The sequence below is a fragment of the Lentzea sp. NPDC036955 genome (assembly GCF_055608005.1).
The window spans coordinates 315,479-335,698 of sequence record NZ_JBVJRC010000006.1 but is presented as its reverse complement, the minus strand read 5'-3'; the positions used below and the strand labels follow the sequence as shown (position 1 = coordinate 335,698).

17 protein-coding genes are annotated in these 20,220 nt (G+C 70.3%); 3 read left to right on the top strand and 14 right to left on the bottom strand.

All coding sequences use genetic code 11. The features are described from left to right. Nucleotides 1-17: 17 nt before the first annotated feature. A complete protein-coding gene (locus ACZ7CF_RS22245; RefSeq protein WP_470370455.1) occupies nt 18-1,292 on the bottom strand; it encodes a PrnB family protein in 1,275 nt (424 codons plus the stop codon). Further along, complete coding sequence (locus ACZ7CF_RS22240; protein WP_470370454.1) at nt 1,285-1,995, bottom strand: cytochrome b5-like heme/steroid binding domain-containing protein; 711 nt, start codon at nt 1,993-1,995, stop codon at nt 1,285-1,287. Before ACZ7CF_RS22240 ends, ACZ7CF_RS22245 begins: the two co-directional genes overlap by 8 nt. Before the next feature lie 371 nt (nt 1,996-2,366). Between ACZ7CF_RS22240 and ACZ7CF_RS22235 the strand changes: the two genes are divergently transcribed. Continuing rightward, entirely contained in the window at nt 2,367-3,131 is a 765-nt protein-coding gene (locus ACZ7CF_RS22235; protein WP_360389420.1) for a pectate lyase, read from the top strand. A gap of 39 nt (nt 3,132-3,170) precedes the next feature. Here the strand turns inward: ACZ7CF_RS22235 and ACZ7CF_RS22230 are convergent, their stop codons facing one another. From ACZ7CF_RS22230 to ACZ7CF_RS22205, 6 genes are all read right to left on the bottom strand, one after another. Next, complete coding sequence (locus ACZ7CF_RS22230; RefSeq protein WP_360389423.1) at nt 3,171-4,316, bottom strand: enolase C-terminal domain-like protein; 1,146 nt, start codon at nt 4,314-4,316, stop codon at nt 3,171-3,173. After that, entirely contained in the window at nt 4,313-5,581 is a 1,269-nt protein-coding gene (locus ACZ7CF_RS22225) for an ABC transporter substrate-binding protein (RefSeq protein ID WP_470370453.1), read from the bottom strand. The genes ACZ7CF_RS22230 and ACZ7CF_RS22225 overlap by 4 nt, the downstream gene beginning before the upstream one ends. Before the next feature lie 9 nt (nt 5,582-5,590). Next, nucleotides 5,591-6,472, bottom strand: a complete 882-nt coding sequence (locus ACZ7CF_RS22220; RefSeq protein WP_360389429.1) for a carbohydrate ABC transporter permease — start codon at nt 6,470-6,472, stop codon at nt 5,591-5,593. Next, a complete protein-coding gene (locus tag ACZ7CF_RS22215; RefSeq protein WP_470370452.1) occupies nt 6,469-7,344 on the bottom strand; it encodes a carbohydrate ABC transporter permease in 876 nt (291 codons plus the stop codon). The genes ACZ7CF_RS22220 and ACZ7CF_RS22215 overlap by 4 nt, the downstream gene beginning before the upstream one ends. After that, the gene (locus ACZ7CF_RS22210; RefSeq protein WP_470370451.1) at nt 7,341-9,524 is read right to left on the bottom strand and encodes a pectinesterase family protein; all 2,184 of its coding nucleotides are present in this window, start codon (nt 9,522-9,524) and stop codon (nt 7,341-7,343) included. Before ACZ7CF_RS22210 ends, ACZ7CF_RS22215 begins: the two co-directional genes overlap by 4 nt. A gap of 356 nt (nt 9,525-9,880) precedes the next feature. After that, a complete protein-coding gene (locus tag ACZ7CF_RS22205) occupies nt 9,881-11,077 on the bottom strand; it encodes an MFS transporter (RefSeq protein ID WP_470370450.1) in 1,197 nt (398 codons plus the stop codon). 71 nt (nt 11,078-11,148) lie between these two features. On the opposite strand from ACZ7CF_RS22205, the gene ACZ7CF_RS22200 reads away from it, so the two are divergent. After that, nucleotides 11,149-12,132, top strand: a complete 984-nt coding sequence (locus ACZ7CF_RS22200; RefSeq protein WP_470370449.1) for a LacI family DNA-binding transcriptional regulator — start codon at nt 11,149-11,151, stop codon at nt 12,130-12,132. Nucleotides 12,133-12,136: 4 nt separating this feature from the next. On the opposite strand, the gene ACZ7CF_RS22195 is transcribed toward ACZ7CF_RS22200, so the two are convergent. After that, nucleotides 12,137-12,778, bottom strand: coding sequence for a cellulose-binding domain-containing protein (locus tag ACZ7CF_RS22195; RefSeq protein WP_470370448.1), 642 nt, complete (start codon nt 12,776-12,778; stop codon nt 12,137-12,139). 564 nt (nt 12,779-13,342) lie between these two features. After that, complete coding sequence (locus ACZ7CF_RS22190; RefSeq protein ID WP_470370447.1) at nt 13,343-14,155, bottom strand: hypothetical protein; 813 nt, start codon at nt 14,153-14,155, stop codon at nt 13,343-13,345. A gap of 157 nt (nt 14,156-14,312) precedes the next feature. Here ACZ7CF_RS22190 and ACZ7CF_RS22185 point away from each other — a divergent pair, with 157 nt between their 5' ends. Continuing rightward, nucleotides 14,313-15,140, top strand: coding sequence for an alpha/beta fold hydrolase (locus tag ACZ7CF_RS22185; protein ID WP_470370446.1), 828 nt, complete (start codon nt 14,313-14,315; stop codon nt 15,138-15,140). Here the strand turns inward: ACZ7CF_RS22185 and araA are convergent. From araA to ACZ7CF_RS22165, 4 genes are all read right to left on the bottom strand, one after another. Continuing rightward, nucleotides 15,110-16,612 (bottom strand): L-arabinose isomerase, encoded by a 1,503-nt coding sequence (gene araA, locus ACZ7CF_RS22180; RefSeq protein WP_360389452.1) that lies wholly within the window; start codon nt 16,610-16,612, stop codon nt 15,110-15,112. The two genes, ACZ7CF_RS22185 and araA, sit on opposite strands and share 31 nt — an antisense overlap. 17 nt (nt 16,613-16,629) lie before the next feature. After that, a complete protein-coding gene (locus ACZ7CF_RS22175) occupies nt 16,630-17,283 on the bottom strand; it encodes an L-ribulose-5-phosphate 4-epimerase (protein ID WP_360389454.1) in 654 nt (217 codons plus the stop codon). After that, on the bottom strand, nt 17,283-18,956 hold the full coding sequence (araB, locus tag ACZ7CF_RS22170; protein ID WP_470370614.1) for a ribulokinase: 1,674 nt from the start codon (nt 18,954-18,956) through the stop codon (nt 17,283-17,285). The genes ACZ7CF_RS22175 and araB overlap by 1 nt, the downstream gene beginning before the upstream one ends. A 238-nt stretch (nt 18,957-19,194) precedes the next feature. Continuing rightward, nucleotides 19,195-20,178, bottom strand: a complete 984-nt coding sequence (locus ACZ7CF_RS22165; RefSeq protein ID WP_458434383.1) for a LacI family DNA-binding transcriptional regulator — start codon at nt 20,176-20,178, stop codon at nt 19,195-19,197. Nucleotides 20,179-20,220: the final 42 nt, after the last annotated feature.

Sequence of the window (20,220 nt, the reverse complement as noted above, 5' to 3'; positions counted from 1 at the left end):
AGACGTTGCCGGCGGGGTCAGATCGCGAGTCCTGTGCGCTCGTCCCGCGCGTGTTGCAGTTTGCCGGCCATCTCGGTCCACGTCGCGTCCGCGATGAAGGTCTGATCGTGCGCGGTCGACTGGTTTCGCCCCACGATCGTTCCCACACCGAGGTAGTTGACCACTTTTCCCTTGTGCACTCCCAGGAAGCCGGAGTCGCCCGCGAAGGCGGAGACGGCGTCGTTGAACGCTTCCACGGCCGTGGTGTGCCGTGCCGGCGCTACCTCCGCCAGGCCTGCCACGTACCCGCGCAGGCCGAGGTCGCGGACCAGGTCGAAGAACGACCGGTGTTTCCGCGGCAGTTGGCTGCCGCGCAGCTCCTGGGCGAACACACCGAGCGCCGAGTCGTACTGCGTGCGGCCGATCAACGCGTCGAACAGGTGCACCAGGGGTGTGGCGGAGCCGCTCGGTCCGGTGGGGTAGCCGGGCGGCGGAACCGTCCAGGTGACGAGGGTCTTGGCCCAGTCGACCGGGTCGCAGAAGGTCGTGCTGTCACTGCGCGGACTGACCCGGCGGAAGGACTTCGTCGCCCGCCGGGCGCACTCGGCCGCGACCAGCAGGACCCGGCAGACCTCGTCGTGCGCGTCCGGGCCGCGCTCGCGCATCACCTGCTCCAAGCGGCACAGTTCCCCCACCATCGGCGTCGCCGCGGCGTTGATCTCGAAGAAGGCCGAGGTGAACACCTGCTCGGCGCGATTGTCGTACACCGGGATCGAGGGACGCAGGTTCTCGATGACCGCGTCCTCGATCCGGTACTCACCCGAGGGGCCCACCAGGCCGGGATCGCTGAAGGTGATGTTGTTGAACACCCAGTCTTCCAGGGTGAGCCCTGCACCGTCCCGACCGAGCCGGCGGCACACCTGCTGCCACGGCTGTGTGATCGCCGGGGGCAGCTGATCCGGGATGTCGCGGTTGCGGGACACGTACATGCGCTCGACGCCGAACCGCCAGTAGGAGTGAGCCACCAGGCCCAGCACGGTCGCCGCCCGCTTGACCTGCTCGTCAGGAAGGTCGTCCGGACCTGCGGCCAGCAGCGGGAGGTCCGCGATGATCGCTTGGGCGTTCTGGGCGAAGGCGAGCTCCGGCAGCCGCGCGGCCACCTGTTCCCAAGCCGCATGCGGACCGGTCAACGGCGAACTGGCCACCGTCCGGGGCATGAACCCGTGGTCGACGGTGATGTCGCCGTCCAGGTTCCGGGCCGAACCCGCGGAACAGGTGGCGATGTGCTGGGCGAGCGAATCCGGTTCAGGCATCATCGAGTTCCGCCTCATCATTGTTGTGGACCCAATCCTCGATCACCGACATGACTTCCCCGACGCGGTCCGCTGATTCGGCACAAGACGTGCGGAGCGCACGCACAGCCATGGAAGTGCGAACAACCAAATCGTCCAACAGGACGACGCAGTGTTGCTGAATCCATTGCGCCAACGACGCGGTGGCGGTTGTGTCGGCCTTCGCCAACGATTCCTCCACACGGGCTTGGGCGTCGGCTGAGAGCTCATCCAGTCGCCGCAGCATCGCGGGCTCCGCAGTCCGCCCGAGCAGCGCGGAGAATCCTTCGGCGAAGGTGCGGAGGTGGTCGTCCAGGAGGTGGCGGTAGGACTGACCGAGGTAGATCAGGTCGTGAACAGGGTTCCTCCCCGCGCTGTGCTGGACGGCGAAGGAGTTGCGCACCAGCCTGATGTGGTCGAGCAGCTCACCGAGGGGCGCCCACGCGGTGGGCAACGGAACATCGTCGACCTCGGCGACGGCGAGCTGCCGCACCTTGTGCCGAACGCCGGGACGTGCGTGCGCCGACACGTGGTGAAAATCCACGGACGCGTCTCGTCCCAGATTCGCGAGCAACACCGCTTCGCCACCTGGATGCCAGCGCAGAAATTCGCTCACGTCGAGAACTTGAGTGTCCACCACGATCAGTGGACACGATGTTCCCGACCTTTCGAGGACGTCTTCCATAGACATGACACTTCGATCCACGCTGATGCTCCAAGCACGGGGAATTTGAACTCGACACCTGTCCGCAGCACGATAAGCTCCATCTAACGAAGCATCCGTCATCTGCACAAGATCGGGTTCCACAGCGTGGAACGCCGCACAGTCGAGCCATTCGCCCCGATGATCTTCGATACGACAATCGATCGTCGCACTTCGGCAACGTTGACAACTGTCCTATGATCCTCACGGGCTGCGCGGGACTCCCGCGTCGTACCCGGTCCGGTCAACCTCTTCGACGTTGTTCGAATCGAACGTTCGAATGCGGTTGACAGAAAACAGCACCGCTCTACGATATAAAATACCGCCGCGCATCCACTTCAAGCGGAGCGCACATGAAGAAACTGGCAACAATGGTGTTGGCCGCGGCACTGGCCGCGTTCCTCGCACCTCAGGCACAGGCAGCGGGCAGCACTTTCCCCACCCCGGTGGGCCAGAAGGCCGTGGGTGCCACGATCAAGGTCTCGTCCAGCGGCTACGACGGTGGCATGCAGCGGTTCTACGGCACCGGGAACCTCGGTTCCGGTGGCCAGGGCGAGGGTCAGGACCCGATCTTCCAGCTGGCCGACGGCGCGACCCTGCGCAACGTCGTGCTCGGCGCGCCGGCGGCGGACGGGGTCCACTGCCTGGGTACCTGCACGCTCTCCAACGTGTGGTGGGAGGACGTCGGCGAGGACGCTGCCACGTTCAAGGGCACGTCGTCGGGGCAGACCATGACCATCACCGGCGGCGGCGCGCGCAAGGCGTCGGACAAGGTGTTCCAGCACAACGGACCGGGCACGATGATCATCCGCAACTTCCAGGTGGACGACTTCGGCAAGCTCTACCGGTCCTGCGGCAACTGCAAGACGCAGCACAAGCGGAACGTGGTGCTGGAGAACATCACCGCGTTCTCGCCCGGCAAGGCCCTCGTCGGCATCAACACCAACTACGGTGACACGGCCCGGTTCTCCCGGATCACGATCGTCGGCGACAGCAGCCGCAAGATCGCGATCTGCGACAAGTACCAGGGCGTGACGAGCGGTGAGCCGAAGAAGATCGGTACGGGCGCGGACGGGAAGAACTGCTTCTTCTCCGCATCCGACCTGACCTACCGCTAACGGATCGGGGCCCCGGCGAAATGCCGGGGCACCGATTTCTCACCACACTTCAAGGGTGTGAACTCCGATGTACTCCGAATTCCAGTCGTCACCGATTCCCGGTAACGCGGACAACGCGACCGTGCCGTCCTCGTCGAGTGGGTCGGGAATGGAGTTGCGGTGCGGTGGCACCCGGTCGAAGTCCACGTGCGGGTGCAGCAGGCCGCGTTCGTACCACCGGCCCGCGTCGGTGGCACCGAGCACGGTCAGGCTCGCGCTGCCGTTGCCGTGCACCTCGCAGTCCATGTTGAACGCCTCTGCCAGGTGCACGGTCTTGAGCACCGGCGTGATGCCACCGGACCCGGCCGGGCCCGCGCGCAGCACGTCGCACGCGCCGGCCGTGATCCACTCGGCGCGGGTGAGGTGCTTGCCCCAGGCGACCTCCGGGCCGATCACCGGGATCGCCAGCTGCTCTGAGAGCCAGCGGTAGGAGCTGATCGAGGCCTCCTCCATCGGTTCCTCGAACCAGTAGAAGTCCAGCTCCTCCAACGCCCTGCCGAGCTTGAGCGCCTCGGTGCGCGAGTACCAGTGGCTCGCGTCGAGCATCAGCTCGACGTCCGGTCCCACGGCCTCCCGCACCGCCCGGCACGCCTCGACGTCCCGCGCGACGCTCGGCGCACCCGGTACCGGCGGCATCCACGTGTGCAGCTTGATCGCCCGGTACCCGGTCGCCACGAGCTGCTTCGCGAAGTCGGCGTAGTCGCCCGGCGTCGCGAGGCCGCCGGTGTCACCGCACATCGTGCTGGCGTAGGCGGGCACCCGGTCGCGGGCGCCACCGGCCAGCCGCCACGCCGGCAGCTCCGCCCGCCGTGCCACCAGGTCCCACAGCGCCTGGTCGACGAACCCGAGCGCCCGGTCGGTGAACCCGCCGTGCGCGCCGCGTTGCCGCCGGGCCAGCAACCGCCACAGCTTCTCGCGGTCCCACGGGTCCTGCCCGAGCAGCACCGGCCGCACGTGCTTGTCCAGCACGGCCGGGCGCAGCTGGTCCGGCTGCACCTGGCAGTACCCGGTCACGCCGTCGGTGTCGGTGATCTCCAGCAGCGCCTCGGTCACCTCGTGCTCGGGCGCCGGGTGCCGGTGCCCCTCCGCGTCGACGGACGTGCACGCGGTCGTCGTGAACGTCCGCACCGCGACCCGGTCGATCATTTGCGCTTCTCCCAGTCCTGCTGGGCGGTCGTCAGCTTGGCGGCGAGCTGGTCGAGGAACTCCTGCGCGGGCATCTGGCCGAGCAGCACCTTCTGGTACAGCGGCTCGGTGTCGGTCTTGGTGATCGAGGAGTACTCCGGCAGGTGCACCGGTGCCGGCACGAGGACGGTCGCCGGGTCCTCCAGCACGCCGAGCGCCATCTTCACGGCCGGGTTCTTCTGAATCCACTCGGCGCCGCGCACGTCGGTGTTCGCCGGGATCTGCCCGACCTTCTCGTTCCAGTAACCGTTGCTCTCCGCGGACACCAGGAACTCGACGAACCGCCACGCGGCGTCGGTGTTCTTGCCGCCCTTGAACACCGCGAACCCGTCGGTCGGGTTCGGCACCACCGTCCGCTTGCCCGACGGCCCCTTCGGCAGCGGCATCGCGGCGACCCGCTCCGGCCCGAGCGTCTTCATGACGTCCGCGGTCGACCCGAGGTTGTGGTGCATCATCGCGACCGTGCCACCGGTGAACTGGGCGACCATCTGCGTGTAGTTGTTGTTGACGTCGGCCTCGGGCGTCGCCTTCTTGTAGAGGTCGGCGACCTTGCGCACGAGCTCGGCGTTGCGCGGGTCGGCCACCGTGCTCTTCCCGCCGTCGTAGAACTTCTCGACACCGGAGTAGGAGTAGGCCTCGGACAGCAGCTGGAAGACGGACCCGGCACCGCCGCGGATGGTGAACCCGTACTGGTTGGCCGCCGGGTCGGTGAGCTTGATGGCGGCCTGCACGAGCTCGTCCCAGGTGACCGGCTCGGTGATCCCCTTCTCCTCGAACCGGTCCGACCGGTACCAGACGACGTCCATGTTGCCCGACGCGGGAACGGCGTAGAGCTTGCCGTCCGACGACGTCTGCCGCACGGTCTCCAGCAGCCCCGGGATCAGCTTGCCCTTGAGCGAGCTGCCCTCCAGCCGCTCGTCGACCGGCTCCAGTGCGTCCTGCCCCGCGAGGTGCGCGAGGTAGGACGTGGTGACACCGCCGACGTCCGGTGTGGAGCCGCCGGCGATGGCCGTGTCGTACTTCTGCTGCACCGACGAGCTGGGGATGCCGACGTACTCGACCTCGACGTCCGGGTTCGCGGCCTCGAAGCGCTTGATCAGCTCCTGGTAGATGGGCGTGCGGCCGGGACCGCCGTTGTTGTCCCAGAAGGTGATCGTCGTCTTGTCGTCCTGGGCTCCGGCACACGCGCCGAGCAGGAGTGCCAGCGCGACCAGCAGTGCTCTCATCTCTCTCCTCTATCCCTTCACTGCGCCGGCACTCAGCCCCTGCACCAGGAACCGCTGCACCACGGCGAAGACCAGAACGACCGGCACCGCGGCGACGACGCCACCCGCCGCGAGCGCACCGAAGTCGGTGTTGAACTCGCCGAGCGCGTAGCTCAACCCGACCGGCAGCGTGAACTTGTCCTGCTTGCTCGCGAACATCAGCGCGAACAGGAAGTTGTTCCAGGCACCGATGAACGCGAACGACCCGACGGCCACGAGTGCGGGGCGCAGCTGCGGCAGGGTCACCGCGAAGAACGCACGCAGCCGGGTGCAGCCGTCGACCATCGCGGCCTCTTCGAGCTCCACCGGCACGTTGCGCACGAAACCGCTCATCAGGATCAGGGCGAGCGGCAGCTGGAACGCCGTGTCGGCGATGACCAGACCGGTGAGGCTGTTGAGCAGGCCGGCGCCCTTGAAGATCACGAACAGCGGGATCAGCAGCATCGCGCCGGGGATGAACTGCGTGCACAGCAGTGCCAGGAGGAACACCCGCTGGCCGCGGAACCTGAACCGCGCCAGCGCGTAGCCGCCCATGAGCGCGAACACCGTGACGACGACCAGGGTGCCGACGGCGATGATCAGGCTGTTCTGGAAGAACAACCCGAACCCGATGCCGTTCCACACCGTGTCGAAGTGCTCGAACGTGATCGGCCACGGCACCAGTGCGGTCTCCCCCGCGGGCCGGAACGCGAAGACGAGCATCCAGTAGAACGGGATCAGCGTGAACAGCAGGTAGAGCACCAGCGGGAGGTGCAGCCGGAAGTAGCGGCTCGGGTCGCGCTGCCTGCGGCGCCTGGGCGGTGGTGGCGGCGGGTCGAGGGCCACCTCCGGGCGGACGAGGGTCTGGGTCATGCCCGGCTCCCGAACTTGGACAGCCTCAGGTAGAGGATGGAGAAGAACAGCAGGATCACGAAGCCAGCCATCGTGAGCGCGGAGCCGTAGCCGAAGTCGTGCGAGTCGACGGCCTTGCGCGCCACGTACAGCGGCAGCGTGGTGGTCTGGTTCGCCGGGCCACCACCGGTGAGCGTGTAGATCAGGTCGACGTTGTTGAACTCCCACACCGCGCGCAGCAGCGTCGAGAGCACGATCGCGTCGCGCAGGTGCGGCAGGGTGACGCTCACGAACCGCCGCCACCGCCCGGCACCGTCGACCGAGGCGGCCTCGTAGAGGTCGTTCGGGATGGTCTGCAGGTCGGCGAGCAGCAGGATCGCGAAGAACGGCACCCCGCGCCACAGCTCGGTGACGACGGTCGCGGGGAACACGGTCGCCGGGTCGCCGAGCACGGACGTGCCGGGATCGCCGATGCCCCACTGGGCGAGCTGCTGGAAGATGCCCGTCGAGGGGTTGTAGAGCAGGATCCAGATGCCGGTGGTGAGCACACCGGACACCGCCCACGGCGAGAACACCAGCGAGCGGGCCAGCGCACGGCCGACGAACGTCTCGTTCACGATCAGCGCGAGGACCAGCCCCAGCACCAGCTGCAGGCCGACCTCGACGAACACCCACTTCGCGCTGAAGGCGAGGCTCTGCCAGAACAGCTGGTCCTCGAACAGCATGCGGCGGAAGTTCTCGAAGCCGATGAAGCCGTTCTTCCACGGCTGGGTGACGGTGTGCTGGCGCAGGCTGAACCACCCGACGCTCGCGATCGGGTAGACCAGGAACACGAGCATCAGCACGAGCGTCGGGGCGATCAGGGCGTAGGGCGCCCAGGTGCGGGACCTCACGCGGGGTTCCACCCGCCCAGGTAGGCGCTCTTCGTGTACTGCCGCGCCTGGTCGTCGGTGAGCTGCGGCCGGTCGGCACCGGTGCCCGCGCCGGGGCCGGTGTTGCGGTACTCGGCGAACCGCGCGCCGCGCCACGGGAAGCCGGACATGTCCGTCCACGGCGTGCGCTTGATCGCGGCGGGCAGCTCGGTGTTGCGGATGACGACCTGGGCGATCGCGTCCGGGTCGCCGCTGGGGTGCCACGGGCGGCCGAGGTAGTAGGTGCCGGCCGGGGCGTCGCTGCGGATCTTCGAGTCGACCACGAGGAAGCCGTACGGGTTGTCGCGGCGGGTGCTGGCGGCGGTGACGTAGCCGTTCGGGTCCCCGCCGCGGTTCAGCGCGGTGATGGTGGCGCGTTCGAAGACCGCGGTGGCGCGGCCGAACAGGAAGTCGACGTCGCCGGTGATCGCGCAGTCCCGGTAGTACTGCCGCGCCTTCGTGCCCACGGCGGCGGTGTCGGCGTAGAGCGTGTCCTGGTGGCCCAGGAAGTGGACGCGGTCGAACAGCATCCGGTCGCCGGTGGCCTTGACCGCCACGGCCTGGGTGGCCGTGATCTCCGGGTGCTTCGCGCGGTCGAAGGAGTTGCTGAAGGTGAGGTCGCGCGCGGTGAAGTCGTCGGCGGCGATGGTGGCGGTGGCGCTGCCGGTCGTGCCGTAGGTGGTGCCGTCGGGTTTCTTGGTGCCGCTGGCGTTGTCGAAGTCGACCACCACGTCCTGGGCACGTCCGGTGGCGCCGCGCAGGGTCAGGCCGCGCTTGGTGGCGGGAACCTTGACGACCTCGCGGTAGACGCCCTGGGGCAGGGTGACCACACCGCCCGCCGGTGCCGCGTCGATCGCGGCCTGCACGGTCGCGAAGCCCTGGCCGACGACGAGGTGGTGCCCCGCCGGCTGGGCGCCGGCCCTGAGGTGCCGGACCCGGTGCGCGGGTTCGAGGCCGCGGTTCAGCGCCGGGGTCCAGCCGGCGTCGGTGCCGAGCTGCTTGTCCGGGAACGCGGCGTTGTGCGCGGCCACCAGGCTGACGGGCCGGCCGTCGACCAGGTTGCCGGTGTCGGTGAGCGCGGTGCCGCCCCAGTTGTGAACGACCTCCTCCGGCGCGATGCCGCGGATGAAGTTGTTCTGCGCGTACAGCTGTGACCGCACGCCCACGCCCCAGCTGTAGACCTGCTCGCCCTCGTAGAGGTTGTTGTAGACGTGCACCTGCCCGAACCGGACGCGGGGCGCGCGTTCCTGGACGTTGCGGAACACGTTGTGGTGCACCGAGACGCGCAGCTTGCCGGGATCGGTGGTGGAGGTGTTCGACGAGCCGATCAGCATCGTCTTGCCGTGGTCGGCGAACACGTTGCGGGACACCGTGACCAGGTCGCTGCCGGTGGTGATGTCGAGCTGCCCGTCGTGCACCTGGTAGGGCCGTCCGAAGTGGAGCGGAGCGGCGCTGTCGAGGTTCGGCTCGTCGGTGAACGTGTTGTGGTCCACCCACACGTGCTCGGACCGCTGCAGCGACACCGAGTCGTAGAGCGAGTTCCAGTTGCCGGGGGACGCGCCGGGGCTGGTGTCGGTCGGGTCCCACTGCGGGAAGCAGTCGTGGGTGTCGCGGAAGGTCAGGTTGCGCACGACCACGTTGCGCACCCCGTGGATCCGCAGGCTGCCACCGGTGATCCCGGCGCCGCGCCCGACGCCGATGATCGTGGTGTCGGAGCCGACGTCGAGCGCGATGGCCGCCTCCTGCCGCTTGGCCGACGCGACCCGCGCGTCCTCCAGCGGTCCCTCCGGCTCGCGCTCCCAGCCCCACACCGCCGGGTCGTAGGCGGCGAGGTACCCGGCCCGCGTGTAGCCGCCGGTCTCGTAGTCGGTGCAGCGCAACGGTTTCCCGTCCGCACCGGTGTTCGCGTCGATCACGCCCCTGACCTTGACGATCCGCGGCGCGGGTGCCGCGAGCGCCGCGACGAGCTCCGCCCGCGTGCGCACCTCGTGCACGTGACCGACGGGTGCCGCGGCACCACCGGTCGTGCCGGGCCCGCTGGACGCCCAGCCGTCACCGGCGGGCAACACCTGCCGGGCCGGGTCGTGGCCGGCCTGCGCGGGCACGCCCACCACCCCGGTACCCAGGCACGCCACAACCACCGCACCAACGAAAAGCCGCATCGGGGAATGCCCTCTCGATCGACTGATTCACATTCTTGAACGACGTACACAAGCGTGAAGCGAGTATTGCGCTCGTTTCCGGCGCACGTCAACGAAGTGAATTCATTCGACGAAGAGGTGGGGCGTTCGACGTTCCTTCGAATCGAATGTCGTCGAACCGCATTTGCCCCGGAGGAATGTGCCGCACAGCAAGGAGCCCGTCCCACCGGTGCCAGGCAGCGGCGGGACGGGCTCTGCGCGGTTGCTCGTCCAAGCAGGTTGCCAGCTGTTGTGCCTTCAGCGCCCCGCATTCCCGACCTTGCTCCACTGGCGTCTGCAAGGAGGGGAAGGGGGCGGGCGAGACTTCTGGCCAGGGTTTAGCGGCTGACCTCCTCCGGGACTGACTGCGGCAGCGGTCGCAGCGCGGGCACGAAAGCCAGCGCGGGCAGCAGCAACAGCGGCACGACCAGCAACCCGCGCAGCACCCCGACGTGGTCGCCGAGGAACCCGACGAGCGGCGGACCCGCGAGGAACGCCGTGTAGCCGATCACCGCGACCACGCTGACCCTGGCCGCCGCGTGCGCCGGGTCGTCGGCCGCGGCGCTCATGCCGACCGGGAACCCGAGCGCGGTGCCCAGCCCCCACACCGCGACACCGGCGATGGCCAACCCGGGTGAGCCGGCGAACACCGCCAGGGTCACGCCGGCCGCGGCGAGCAGCATCGTCACGACGAGCACCGGCACGCGGCCCCACCGGTCGAGCGCGACGGTGCCGGCGATCCGGCCCGCGGTCATGGTCGTCACGAACACGCCGAACACCAGCGCGCCGGTGCCGGGGTCGAAGTCGTAGCCGTCGACGAACGCCACCGCGACCCAGTCGTTGGCCGTGCCCTCGGTGAACGCGAGCACCAGCACCAGTGCGCCGACCAGCAGCGTGCGGGGTTCGCGCCACGCGGCCAGGACGCCGCTGCCGGTGCCGTGCTCTGGCTCGCCCGCGAAGCGGTAGGTCCGCGCTGCCAGCAGGGTGCCGGCCGCGACGACCGCCGCCACCACGAGCAGGTGCGCGGTCACCGGCAGCAGCAGCCACGCCACCAGGGACGCGAGACCGGCCGCGGCCACGGTGCCAAGGCTCCACATCGCGTGGAACCGGGGCATCACCGTCTTGCCCAGCGCGCGTTCCACCTCGGCGGCCTCGACGTTCATCGCGACGTCGCAGGTGCCCGAGCCGTAGCCGAGCACGAAGATCCCGATCGCCGTCAGCGCGACCGACGGGACCGCCCCGATTCCCGCACCCGCCACCGCGAGGCCGGTGCTCACCACGGCCGCCGACAGCACCACGGTCCGCCGCGGGCCGAGCCGGTGGGTCACCTCCCCCGCCGTGAGCATCGCGAGGAACGCGCCCGCCGACATCGACAACAGCAGCAGTCCGAGCGCACCCGCGGTCAGCCCGAGCGCCTCGCGGGCGACGGGCACGCGGGCGAACCAGGTCGCCACGGCCACGCCGTTGAGCCCGAACGTCACCGCGACCCCCGCTGCGGCCGCGCGGACCTGCCCGCGTGTCACCGTGAGCGTCATCCGGTTCTCCTTTCTCGATCCACAAAGCCACACCCCACACGTGGAAGCGCTTCCACCGCAATACTGCGGAGATGACGGGACAACACACCCCGACACTGGACGACGTGGCCCGCGCCGCCGGCGTGTCCAGGGCCACCGCCTCCCGCGTGGTCACCGGGCAGGGCGCCGCCTCCCGGCAGGCGCGCGACCGGGTGGCCGCCGCCGTGGCGATGCTGGGCTACGTGCCCGACGCCGCCGCCCGCGCACTGGCCAGCCGCAGCGGGACCCGGCTCGCCATCGCGGTCATCGGCCACACCGCCGCCGTGCTCGACGACCCGTACGTCGGCCGGGTCCTCACCACCGCCGCGCACACCGCCGCCGAACGCGAGGTCGGCGTGTCCCTGCACTGGCTGCCCCTGCACGATCCGGCGTCGCTCGCGCGGCTCGCCGAGACCCGCGGGCTGGGCGGGCTGCTCGTGGTGAACCCGACGCAGTCCGCGCTCGACGCGGTGCCGCGGTCCCTGCGCGGCCGGGTCGCCGCGATCGGGGTCGGCACGCGGCACGTGCCGTCGTTCGACGTCGACAACCGCACCGGCACCGAGGGCGTCGTGCGGCACCTGGCGAACACCGGCCGGCAGCGGATCGCGATGGTCACCGGTCCGTCGTGGCTGCCGTGCGGGGACCGGGCCGTGGCGGCCTACCGGCGGGTGGTGGACGCCTGCGGCGGCGAACCCAGGGTCGTCCCCGGCGACTTCACCGCCGCCCGCGGTGCCGAGGCGGCCGTCGAGATCATGGCGCGCTGGCCGGACACCGACGCGGTGTTCGCGCTCAGCGACCTCACCGCGCTGGGTGTCCTCGACGGACTGCACGCGCTCGGCGTCCGGGTGCCGGGCGACGTGGCGGTCGCCGGGTTCGACGACATCGCCTTCGCGTGCCTGAGCCGCCCGGCGCTCACCACCTCGACGCACCCGGTGGAGCAGATCGCGGCGGCAGCGGCACAGGCCGTGCTCGACCGCCACGACACGGGCACCGCCACTTTCTACCCCTCCACCCTGGTGGTGCGCGAGAGCGCCTGACGACCTACTCCGCGGTGCAGCTCTCGCCGTTCAGCGTGAAAGCGCCGGGAACGGGGGTACCGCCGCGGGTGGAGCCGATGAAGCCGATGACGACCGTGCCGCCGGCCGGGAGCTGCGCGTTGTAGCTCGCGTTGGCGGCGTGCACGGTGGAACCGGACTGGCGCGCGGTCGCGTTCCACATGCCCGTCACCGACTCCCCGCCGCCGAAGGTCCACCGCAGCGTCCAGCCGTTGACCGGCCGGGTGCCGGTGTTGCGCACGGTCACGCCGGCCTGGAACCCGCCGGGCCACTGGCCGGTGACCCGGTAGGCGACGGCACAGACCCTGGCAGGTGGTCGCGGCGGGACCGTCGTCGTCGGTGCCGGGGCCGGACGCGGCGGCACGACCGCGGTGGGTGCCGGTGCCGTGGCGCCCACCGCGGGCGGAGGGGGCGGTACCGGTCCGGGGCTGGGGACGAGGTCGAGCCCGTTGCACGGCTCGCCCCACAGGCCGAGGTCTGCGGCTGCGGCCTGGGACTCGGCGGCCAGCAGCGGGCCGCCGTCCACGTCCTGGGCCCGCAGCACACCCTGCCGCACCGCGAGCTGCGCGTAGTCGGCGCCGTCCGCCAGCACGATCTTGACGCCGCCGCTGAGGAAGTCGACCCGCACCGCGCCCGGCCAGCAGCGTCGTCCGCGCGAACGCGAGCGCCGCCTCCGCCCAGCAGTCCGCCGGTGGCGCCAGCTGGGCCACGCGCACCGTCGTGCCGTCGGCCAGCTCGACCGTCCTGGGGTCGAGCACGTCCCGCACGTGGTGCAGCACGCCCCGGGAGATCGTCTCCTCGTTGACGAGCGAGGGCGGTGGTGCTGTGGGCAGTTCCGCCGTGCACGCTCCGGTGAGCAGTGCCAAGACCACGAGCAAACTCCTGCGCGTCACCACAACCCCTGTTGTCGTTCAACCATCGACAACCCCAGGGGTTCGCCCCGCCGGTTCAATCGACCGTTCGGAGTGGACTACCTGCGCGGAACGGGTGCGGTAGCAGCACCGGCCACAGTGGACAGACTGACCGCGGACGCGGCCAGCAGAGCGAGCGTTCTGGTCATCGGTTCTGCGTTGAACGCGCGATGTTCACGCTAACAACCACCGAGGCCGCTCACGGGACGTCAAGGTCCTGTCGAACGGGACCGCACCCGTTCGACAGGACCCCCGGAGACGCACACCCCCGAGGAGAGGTGTCACCTGAGCGAACAGGTGGCGAAGCGCTCCAGGCCCTCCGGCTTCACGGCCACGCGGCCGATCGCCGTCTCGATCCGGTTGAGAGCCGCGACCCGCTTGTCCGCCAACGGACCCAGGATCGCGTTCTGCACGAAGTTAGGACCGCCCTGGCCCACCGAGGTGCGCAACCGCTCGTTCGCCTCGGCGATCTGCCTGTCGAGGTTCGCGAGCTCGCGGTCCACTTCGGCCCGTGCCGCGGCAGGTACGTCGGGCACGGCCGGTGCCGGGCACGCGATCGCACCGGCGACCGCGTTGTTCCCGCCGCCGTTGTTGTTGCCGCCGTTGTTGTTGCCGCCGTTGTTGTTGCCGTTGCCCGCGTTCGCCCGCGTGGTCGTGACGGGCGCCGGGCCGACCGCGGGTGCCTGGCCGAGTCCGCAGCTCGCGAACCGCTCCAGGCCCTCCGGTTTGTCGGCGACGCGGCCGATCGCCGTCTCGATCCGGTTGAGCGCGGCGACGCGCTTGCTCGCCAAGGGGCCGAGGATCGCGTTCTGCACGAAGTTCGGGCCGCCCTGGCCCGCGGAGGTGCGGAGTCGTTCGTTCGCCTCGGCGATCTGCTTGTCCAGGTTGACCAGCTCGCGCTGCACCTCGGCCTGCGCCTGTGCGGGGACCGCCGGGACGACCGGCTGCGGGCAGGCGATCGACTGGCTGCCGTCACCGGACCCGGTGGCCGCGAAGGCGACGGCGGCCGTGACCGCCGTCAGCGTGCCCGCCACCGCGATGCCCGCGATCAGCCGGCGCTTGCCCCGTTCCGGTCGTGCATGTGCTCTCGACATATTCGAACCTCACGACTGTGGTGGACTGCTCTTCTGCCGGCACAGCGGAATACGGATCACCGTCGTGAAGGGTTCAACCACTTGTGAGCGTTCACAGTGCAATGGCATGCTCACTGCTCGTTGCGCAGACCGCACCTGCGACGATCGGGGAACCGCCATGCCGCCGGCAGACAACGTCGTGCACGAACAGCTCCCGCTGCGCGTTCGCGGGGTGGACCTGGCGGTGGCGTCCGTGCGCCGCGAAGGGGTTGACGCGCCGATCGTCTTCCTGCACGGCTTCGGCACGAGCAAGGAGGACTACCTCGACATCACCCAGCGGCACGACTTCGCCGGGCGCGCGTTCCTCGCCTACGACGCACCGGGCAGCGGCGCCACCGAGTGCGCCGACCTCACCGCCGTCGACATCCCGTTCCTGGTGGACGCCGCGCACGCGGTGCTCGACCACGTGGGCATCGACCGGTTCCACCTGGTGGGGCACTCCACCGGTGGGCTCACCGGGTTGCTGCTCGCGCACCGGCTACCGCGGCGGGTGCTGAGCTTCGTGAACATCAAGGGCGTGCTCGCACCGGAGGACTGCCTGCTGAGCCGACAGGCGCTGATGGCACCGGACCCGGCCGAGCACTTCTTCCGGTTCGCCGAACGCACCCGCAACGCGCCGCACTACGGCAGCGGCCTGTACGCCGCGGGTCTGCCGCACAAGATCCGCCGCGGTGCCGTGGCCGGGGTGTTCCGCTCGATGGTCGAGCTCGCCGACCACGGCGACCTGATCGCGAAGTTCCTGGCCCTGCCCTGCCCGCGGATGTACCTGTACGGCGAGCAGTGCGCAGGCCTGTCCTACCTGCAGAGGCTGGACGCGAACGGGGTGGAGCTCGCCGAGGTCCCGCACAGCGGGCACCTGCCGATGTACTCCAACCCCGTCGCGATGTGGCGTCAGCTGGCGGAGTTCCTCGCCCGTCAGCTCATTCCCATGGCCAGGCGGTGGTAGGCCTGGTTCCAGCGCAGCCGGTCGACGAACGAGGCGGGCGTGGTGTCCGCGTCGATCAGCACCAGCTCGGTGGCCGCCATCTGGGCGAAGTCCCGCAGCACCTCCGCTCCGACCGCCTGGGTCATCACGGTGTGGTGCGGCCCGCCGGCGGTGAGCCAGCACTCCGCCGACGTCGACAGCGACGGCGCCGGCTGCCACACCGCGCGCGCCACCGGCAGCTTCGGCAGCGGCTCGTCCGGCTCCACGACGGTGACCTCGTTGGCCACCAGGCGGAAGCGGTCGCCGAGGTCGGCCAGGCCGACCACGACAGCGGGCCCGGTCGCCGCGTCGAACACCAGCCGCACCGGGTCCTCCCGGTCGCCGATGCCCAGCGGGTGGATCTCGCACGACGGCTGCGCGGTGGCGATCGTCGGGCAGACCTCCAGCATGTGCGCGCCGAGGATCTTCGGCGTACCCGGCCCGAAGTGGTAGGTGTAGTCCTCCATGAACGACGTGCCGCGCCCGGTGCCGGTGCCCATCGCCTTCACGGCGGCGAGCAGGGCCGAGGTCTTCCAGTCGCCCTCGCCGCCGAAGCCGTAGCCGTCGGCCATCAGCCGCTGCACCGCGAGCCCCGGCAGCTGCCGCAGCCCGCCCAGGTCCTGGAAGTTCGTGGTGAACGCGCCGAACCCGCCGTCGTCGAGGAAGGACCGCAGGCCGATCTCGATGCGGGCGGCGTAGCGCAGCGAGTCGTGCCGCTCTCCCCCGCGCGCCAGCTCCGGTGCCAGCCGGTACGCCTCGGCGTAGTCGGTGACGAGCAGGTCGACGTCGGCGTCGGCCACCGCGTCGACCACGGCGACGAGGTCGTTGACGCCGTAGGTGTTGACCGAGACGCCGAACCGCAGCTCCGCCTCGACCTTGTCGCCCTCGGTCACGGCGACGTCGCGCATGTTGTCGCCGAACCGCGCCAGCCGCAGGTTGCGCATGTGCGCGCTACCGGCCGCCGCCCGTGCCCAGCCGTCGATCCGCTGTGCGACAACGGGATCGCTCGCGTGCCCGGCCACGGTCTTGCGGGCCACCCCGATCCTGGTCTGCACGTAGGCGAACTCGCGGTCGCCGTGCGCTGCCTGGTTGAGGTTCATGAAGTCCATGTCGATGGTGGACCACGGCAACGCCTCGTTGAGCTGCGTGTGCAGGTGCAGCAACGGCTTGCGCAGCAGGTCCAGGCCGGTGATCCACATCTTCGCCGGCGAGAAGGTGTGCATCCAGGCGATGATCCCGACGCACGACGGGTCGTTGTTCGCCTCCTGCATGACCGCGCGGATCGCACCGGAGTCGGTGAGCACCGGCTTCCACACGATCTCCGCGCTGATCTTGCCGGAGTCGCTCAGCATCCGCTGGATCTGCTGCGACTGCGCGGCCACCTGGTCGAGCGTCTCGGGGCCGTAGAGGTGCTGGCTGCCGGTGAGGAACCAGATCTGGGGCTTGTCCGGCATGTGCTCTCCTTCTGGGCTCACTGGCCGTAGACGTTCTGGTAGCGCTCGTAGAGCCGGTCGACGTGCTCCTGCTCGATCACGTCGGGCTTGCCGAGCTGGAGTGCGAAGTGGACGGTGCGGGCGACGTCCTCCAGCAGCACGGCGGCCTTCACCGCGGCGCGTGCCGTCTCGCCGATCGTGAACGGGCCGTGGTTGCGCATCAGCACGGCCTTCGACCGGCTGGCGCTCAGGGTCTCCACGATGCCCTGGCCGATGGAGTCGTCGCCGATCAGCGCGAACGGCCCGACCGGGATGTCGCCGCCGAACTCGTCGGCGATCATCGTGAGCACGCACGGGATGGGCTCCCCGCGCGCCGCCCACGCCGTCGCGTAAGGGGAATGCGTGTGCACGACACCGCCGACGTGCGGCATGTGCCGGTACACGTAGGCGTGCGCGGCGGTGTCGGAGGACGGTGCGAGCTCGCCCTGGACGAGGGTGCCGTGCAGGTCGGTCACGACCATCGCGTGCGGGCCCAGGTCGTCGTAGGACACCCCGGACGGCTTGATGACCATCAGGTCCTGGTCGGGCACGCGGGCCGAGATGTTTCCGGCCGTCCAGCTCACCAGCCCGTAGCGGGTCAGCTCGCGGTGCAGCTCGGCGACCGTGCGGCGCAGCTCTGCCGTGGCGGACATCAGCTCTTCCCCTCCAGTGCGTCGCGGCGGTACTGGCGCAGCCGGTGCATGACATCGTTGGCACCGCGGCCGAAGTAGTCGTGCAGCTCCAGGTAGTCGAGGAAGAGCCGTTCGTACGCCTCGACGTTCTCCGGTACGGGCGTGAAGACGTTGCGCCGCACGGAACCCATCGCGGCGGCGGCCTTGCGGATGTCCGGGTGGGCGCCCGCGGCGACGGCGGCGTGCATCGCGGAGCCGAGCGCGGGGCCCTGTGCCGAGCCGATCACCGACAGCGGCAGGTTCACGACGTCGGCGTAGATCTGCATCAGCAGCTCGTTCTTGACCAGTCCGCCCGCGATCACGAGCTCGGTCACCGGCACACCGGAGTCGGTGAAGGCGTCGATGATGACCCGCGTGCCGAACGCGGTCGCCTCCAGCAGCGCGCGGTAGACGTCCTCGGCCCTGGTGGCGAGGGTCTGGCCGATGATCACGCCGGACAGCTCGTGGTCGACGAGCACGGACCGGTTGCCGCTGTGCCAGTCGAGCGCGACGAGCCCGTGCTCCCCCACCGCCTGGCCGGCGGCCAGCTCGGTCAGCAGCTCGTGCACGGTGATGCCGCGTTCGGCGGCCTGCTCGTGGTAGGCCGGCGGGACGCTGCTGCGCAGGAACCACGCGAAGATGTCGCCGACACCGCTCTGGCCGGCCTCGTAGCCCCACAGCCCCGGAATGATGCCGCCGTCGACCACACCGCACATGCCCGGCACGTCGCGCAGCACGGCGCCGCTCATGACGTGGCAGGTGGAGGTGCCCATGATCGCGACCATCTGGCCGGGCTCGACGGCCTGGGCGGCCGGTGCGGTGACGTGCGCGTCGACGTTGCCGACCGCGACGGCGATGCCCTCGGGCAGCCCGGTCCACTCCGCGGCCCTGGCGCTGAGCCCGCCCGCGCGGTCACCGAGCGCCGAGAGCGGGTGGTCGAGCTTGTCGGCGACGAACCCGGCGAAGTCGGGGTTGAGCTCGGCGAGGAAGTCCTCACCGGGGTAGGCGCCGTCCTGGAGGATGCCCTTGTACCCGGCGGTGCAGGCGTTGCGCGTGTAGGTGCCGCAGAGCTGCCAGGTGATCCAGTCGGCGGCCTCGACCCAGTGCTCCATCGCCGCGTAGACCTCGGGTGCCTCCTCCAGCACCTGCAGGCCCTTGGCGAACTCCCACTCCGAGGAGATCAGGCCGCCGTAGCGCGGCAGCCACGCCTCGCCGCGGGTGCGGGCCAGCTCGTTGATCCGGTCGGCCTGGCCCTGGGCGGCGTGGTGGCGCCACAGCTTCACGTAGGCGTGCGGGTTCCCGGCGAACTCCGGCAGGTCGCACAGCGGTGTGCCGTCCGCGGTGACCGGCACCATCGTGCAGGCCGTGAAGTCGGTGCCGATCCCGACCACCTGGGACGGCGAGATCCCGGCCGCCTCGACCGCCTGTGGGACGGCGGTGCGCAGCACGTCGAGGTAGTCGGCCGGGACCTGCAGGGCCCACTCCGGCGGCAGCGGACGGCCGGTCGCGGGCAGGACCTGGTCCACGACCCCGTGGCGGTACTCGTGGACGGCGGTGCCGAGCTCGGCGCCGTCATGGACGCGCACGACCACGGCGCGGCCGGACAGCGTGCCGAAGTCGACACCCACCACGCACGCGTCGCGGTCGATCGTCATGTCAGTCACGGCCTGAGTGTTATCGCTAACAATCACGCCGTCAAGATGCGCCGCGAACATCGTGATTTCCCAGCAAGAACACCGATGTCCACCGCCGTGAGCGCACGACAAAACGCCCACCGGTGTGCCACCGGCGGGCGGTCCTCACATCTCGTCACACGCGCTGTCCACCGCACGCGGGGAGCTTTCGTACTCTCCTGGTGAACGAAAGGTCCCCGCGTGCGGGAAGCAGCGGGGGTCAGGCGGGTGGGGACACGCTGTCCCTGGTCACCAAGTAAGGGGCCACCGTGCGGCGCGGGCGGGCGGTCTCGCCGTCGCTCACCTGCTCCAGCAGCAGACCGAGGGTTTCCCGTGCCACCGCGGCGAAGTCCGGGCGGACGGTCGTGAGCGGCGGGATGAAGTAGGCCGCTTCCGGCACGTCGTCGAACCCGACCACGCTCACGTCGTGCGGCACCCGCCGGCCCCGTTCGCTCAGCGCCCGCAGCAGGCCGAGGGCCAAGTGGTCGTTGGAGCAGAACACCGCCGTCACCTCGGGCATCCGCGCGAGCATCTGACCCGCGCGGTACCCCGACGCCGCGCTCCAGTCGGCCGTCACCACCGGCGGCACCTCGGCGTCCACCGACTCCAGCGCACGCCGCCAGCCCTGCACGCGACCGGCCGCGTCGAACCAGTCGGCGGGACCGGACACGTGCCACACCGTGCTGTGGCCCGCCTGCAGCAGGTGGGTGGTGGCCTCGAACGCACCGGCCGCCTGGTCGACCGTGACCAGCGGCGTCGCGCGGTCGGGGTCGCCGTCCACCGTCACCAGCGGCACGCCGGCGGGCACGTCCGCCAGCGCGTCGGCGGCACCGGAGTTCGGCGCGATCACCACGATGCCGGCCACGCGCTGGTCGCGGTGGCGTTCGACGGCCGCGGAGATGGACTCGCGGTCGAGCACCTTGACCCGGCCGACGCTCACCGCGAACCCGGCCTGGCCCGCCGCCTCCTCGAAGGCGGACAGCAGCGAGGCCGGGCCGTACAGCGTCGAGTTCTGCGCCACCACGCCGATGAGCTGCGTCTTGCCGGTGACCAGCGCGCGGGCCGCGCGGTTGGGCCGGTAGTCGAGCTCCTTGATCGCGGCCTGCACCCGCAGCCGGGTCTGCTCGCGGACGTTGGGGTGGTTGTTGAGAACGCGCGAGACCGTCTGGTGGGACACCCCGGCGAGTCGTGCGACGTCGGTCATCGCGGGGTCGCGCGAAATCTTCTGGTCCACGAACGGTCTCCG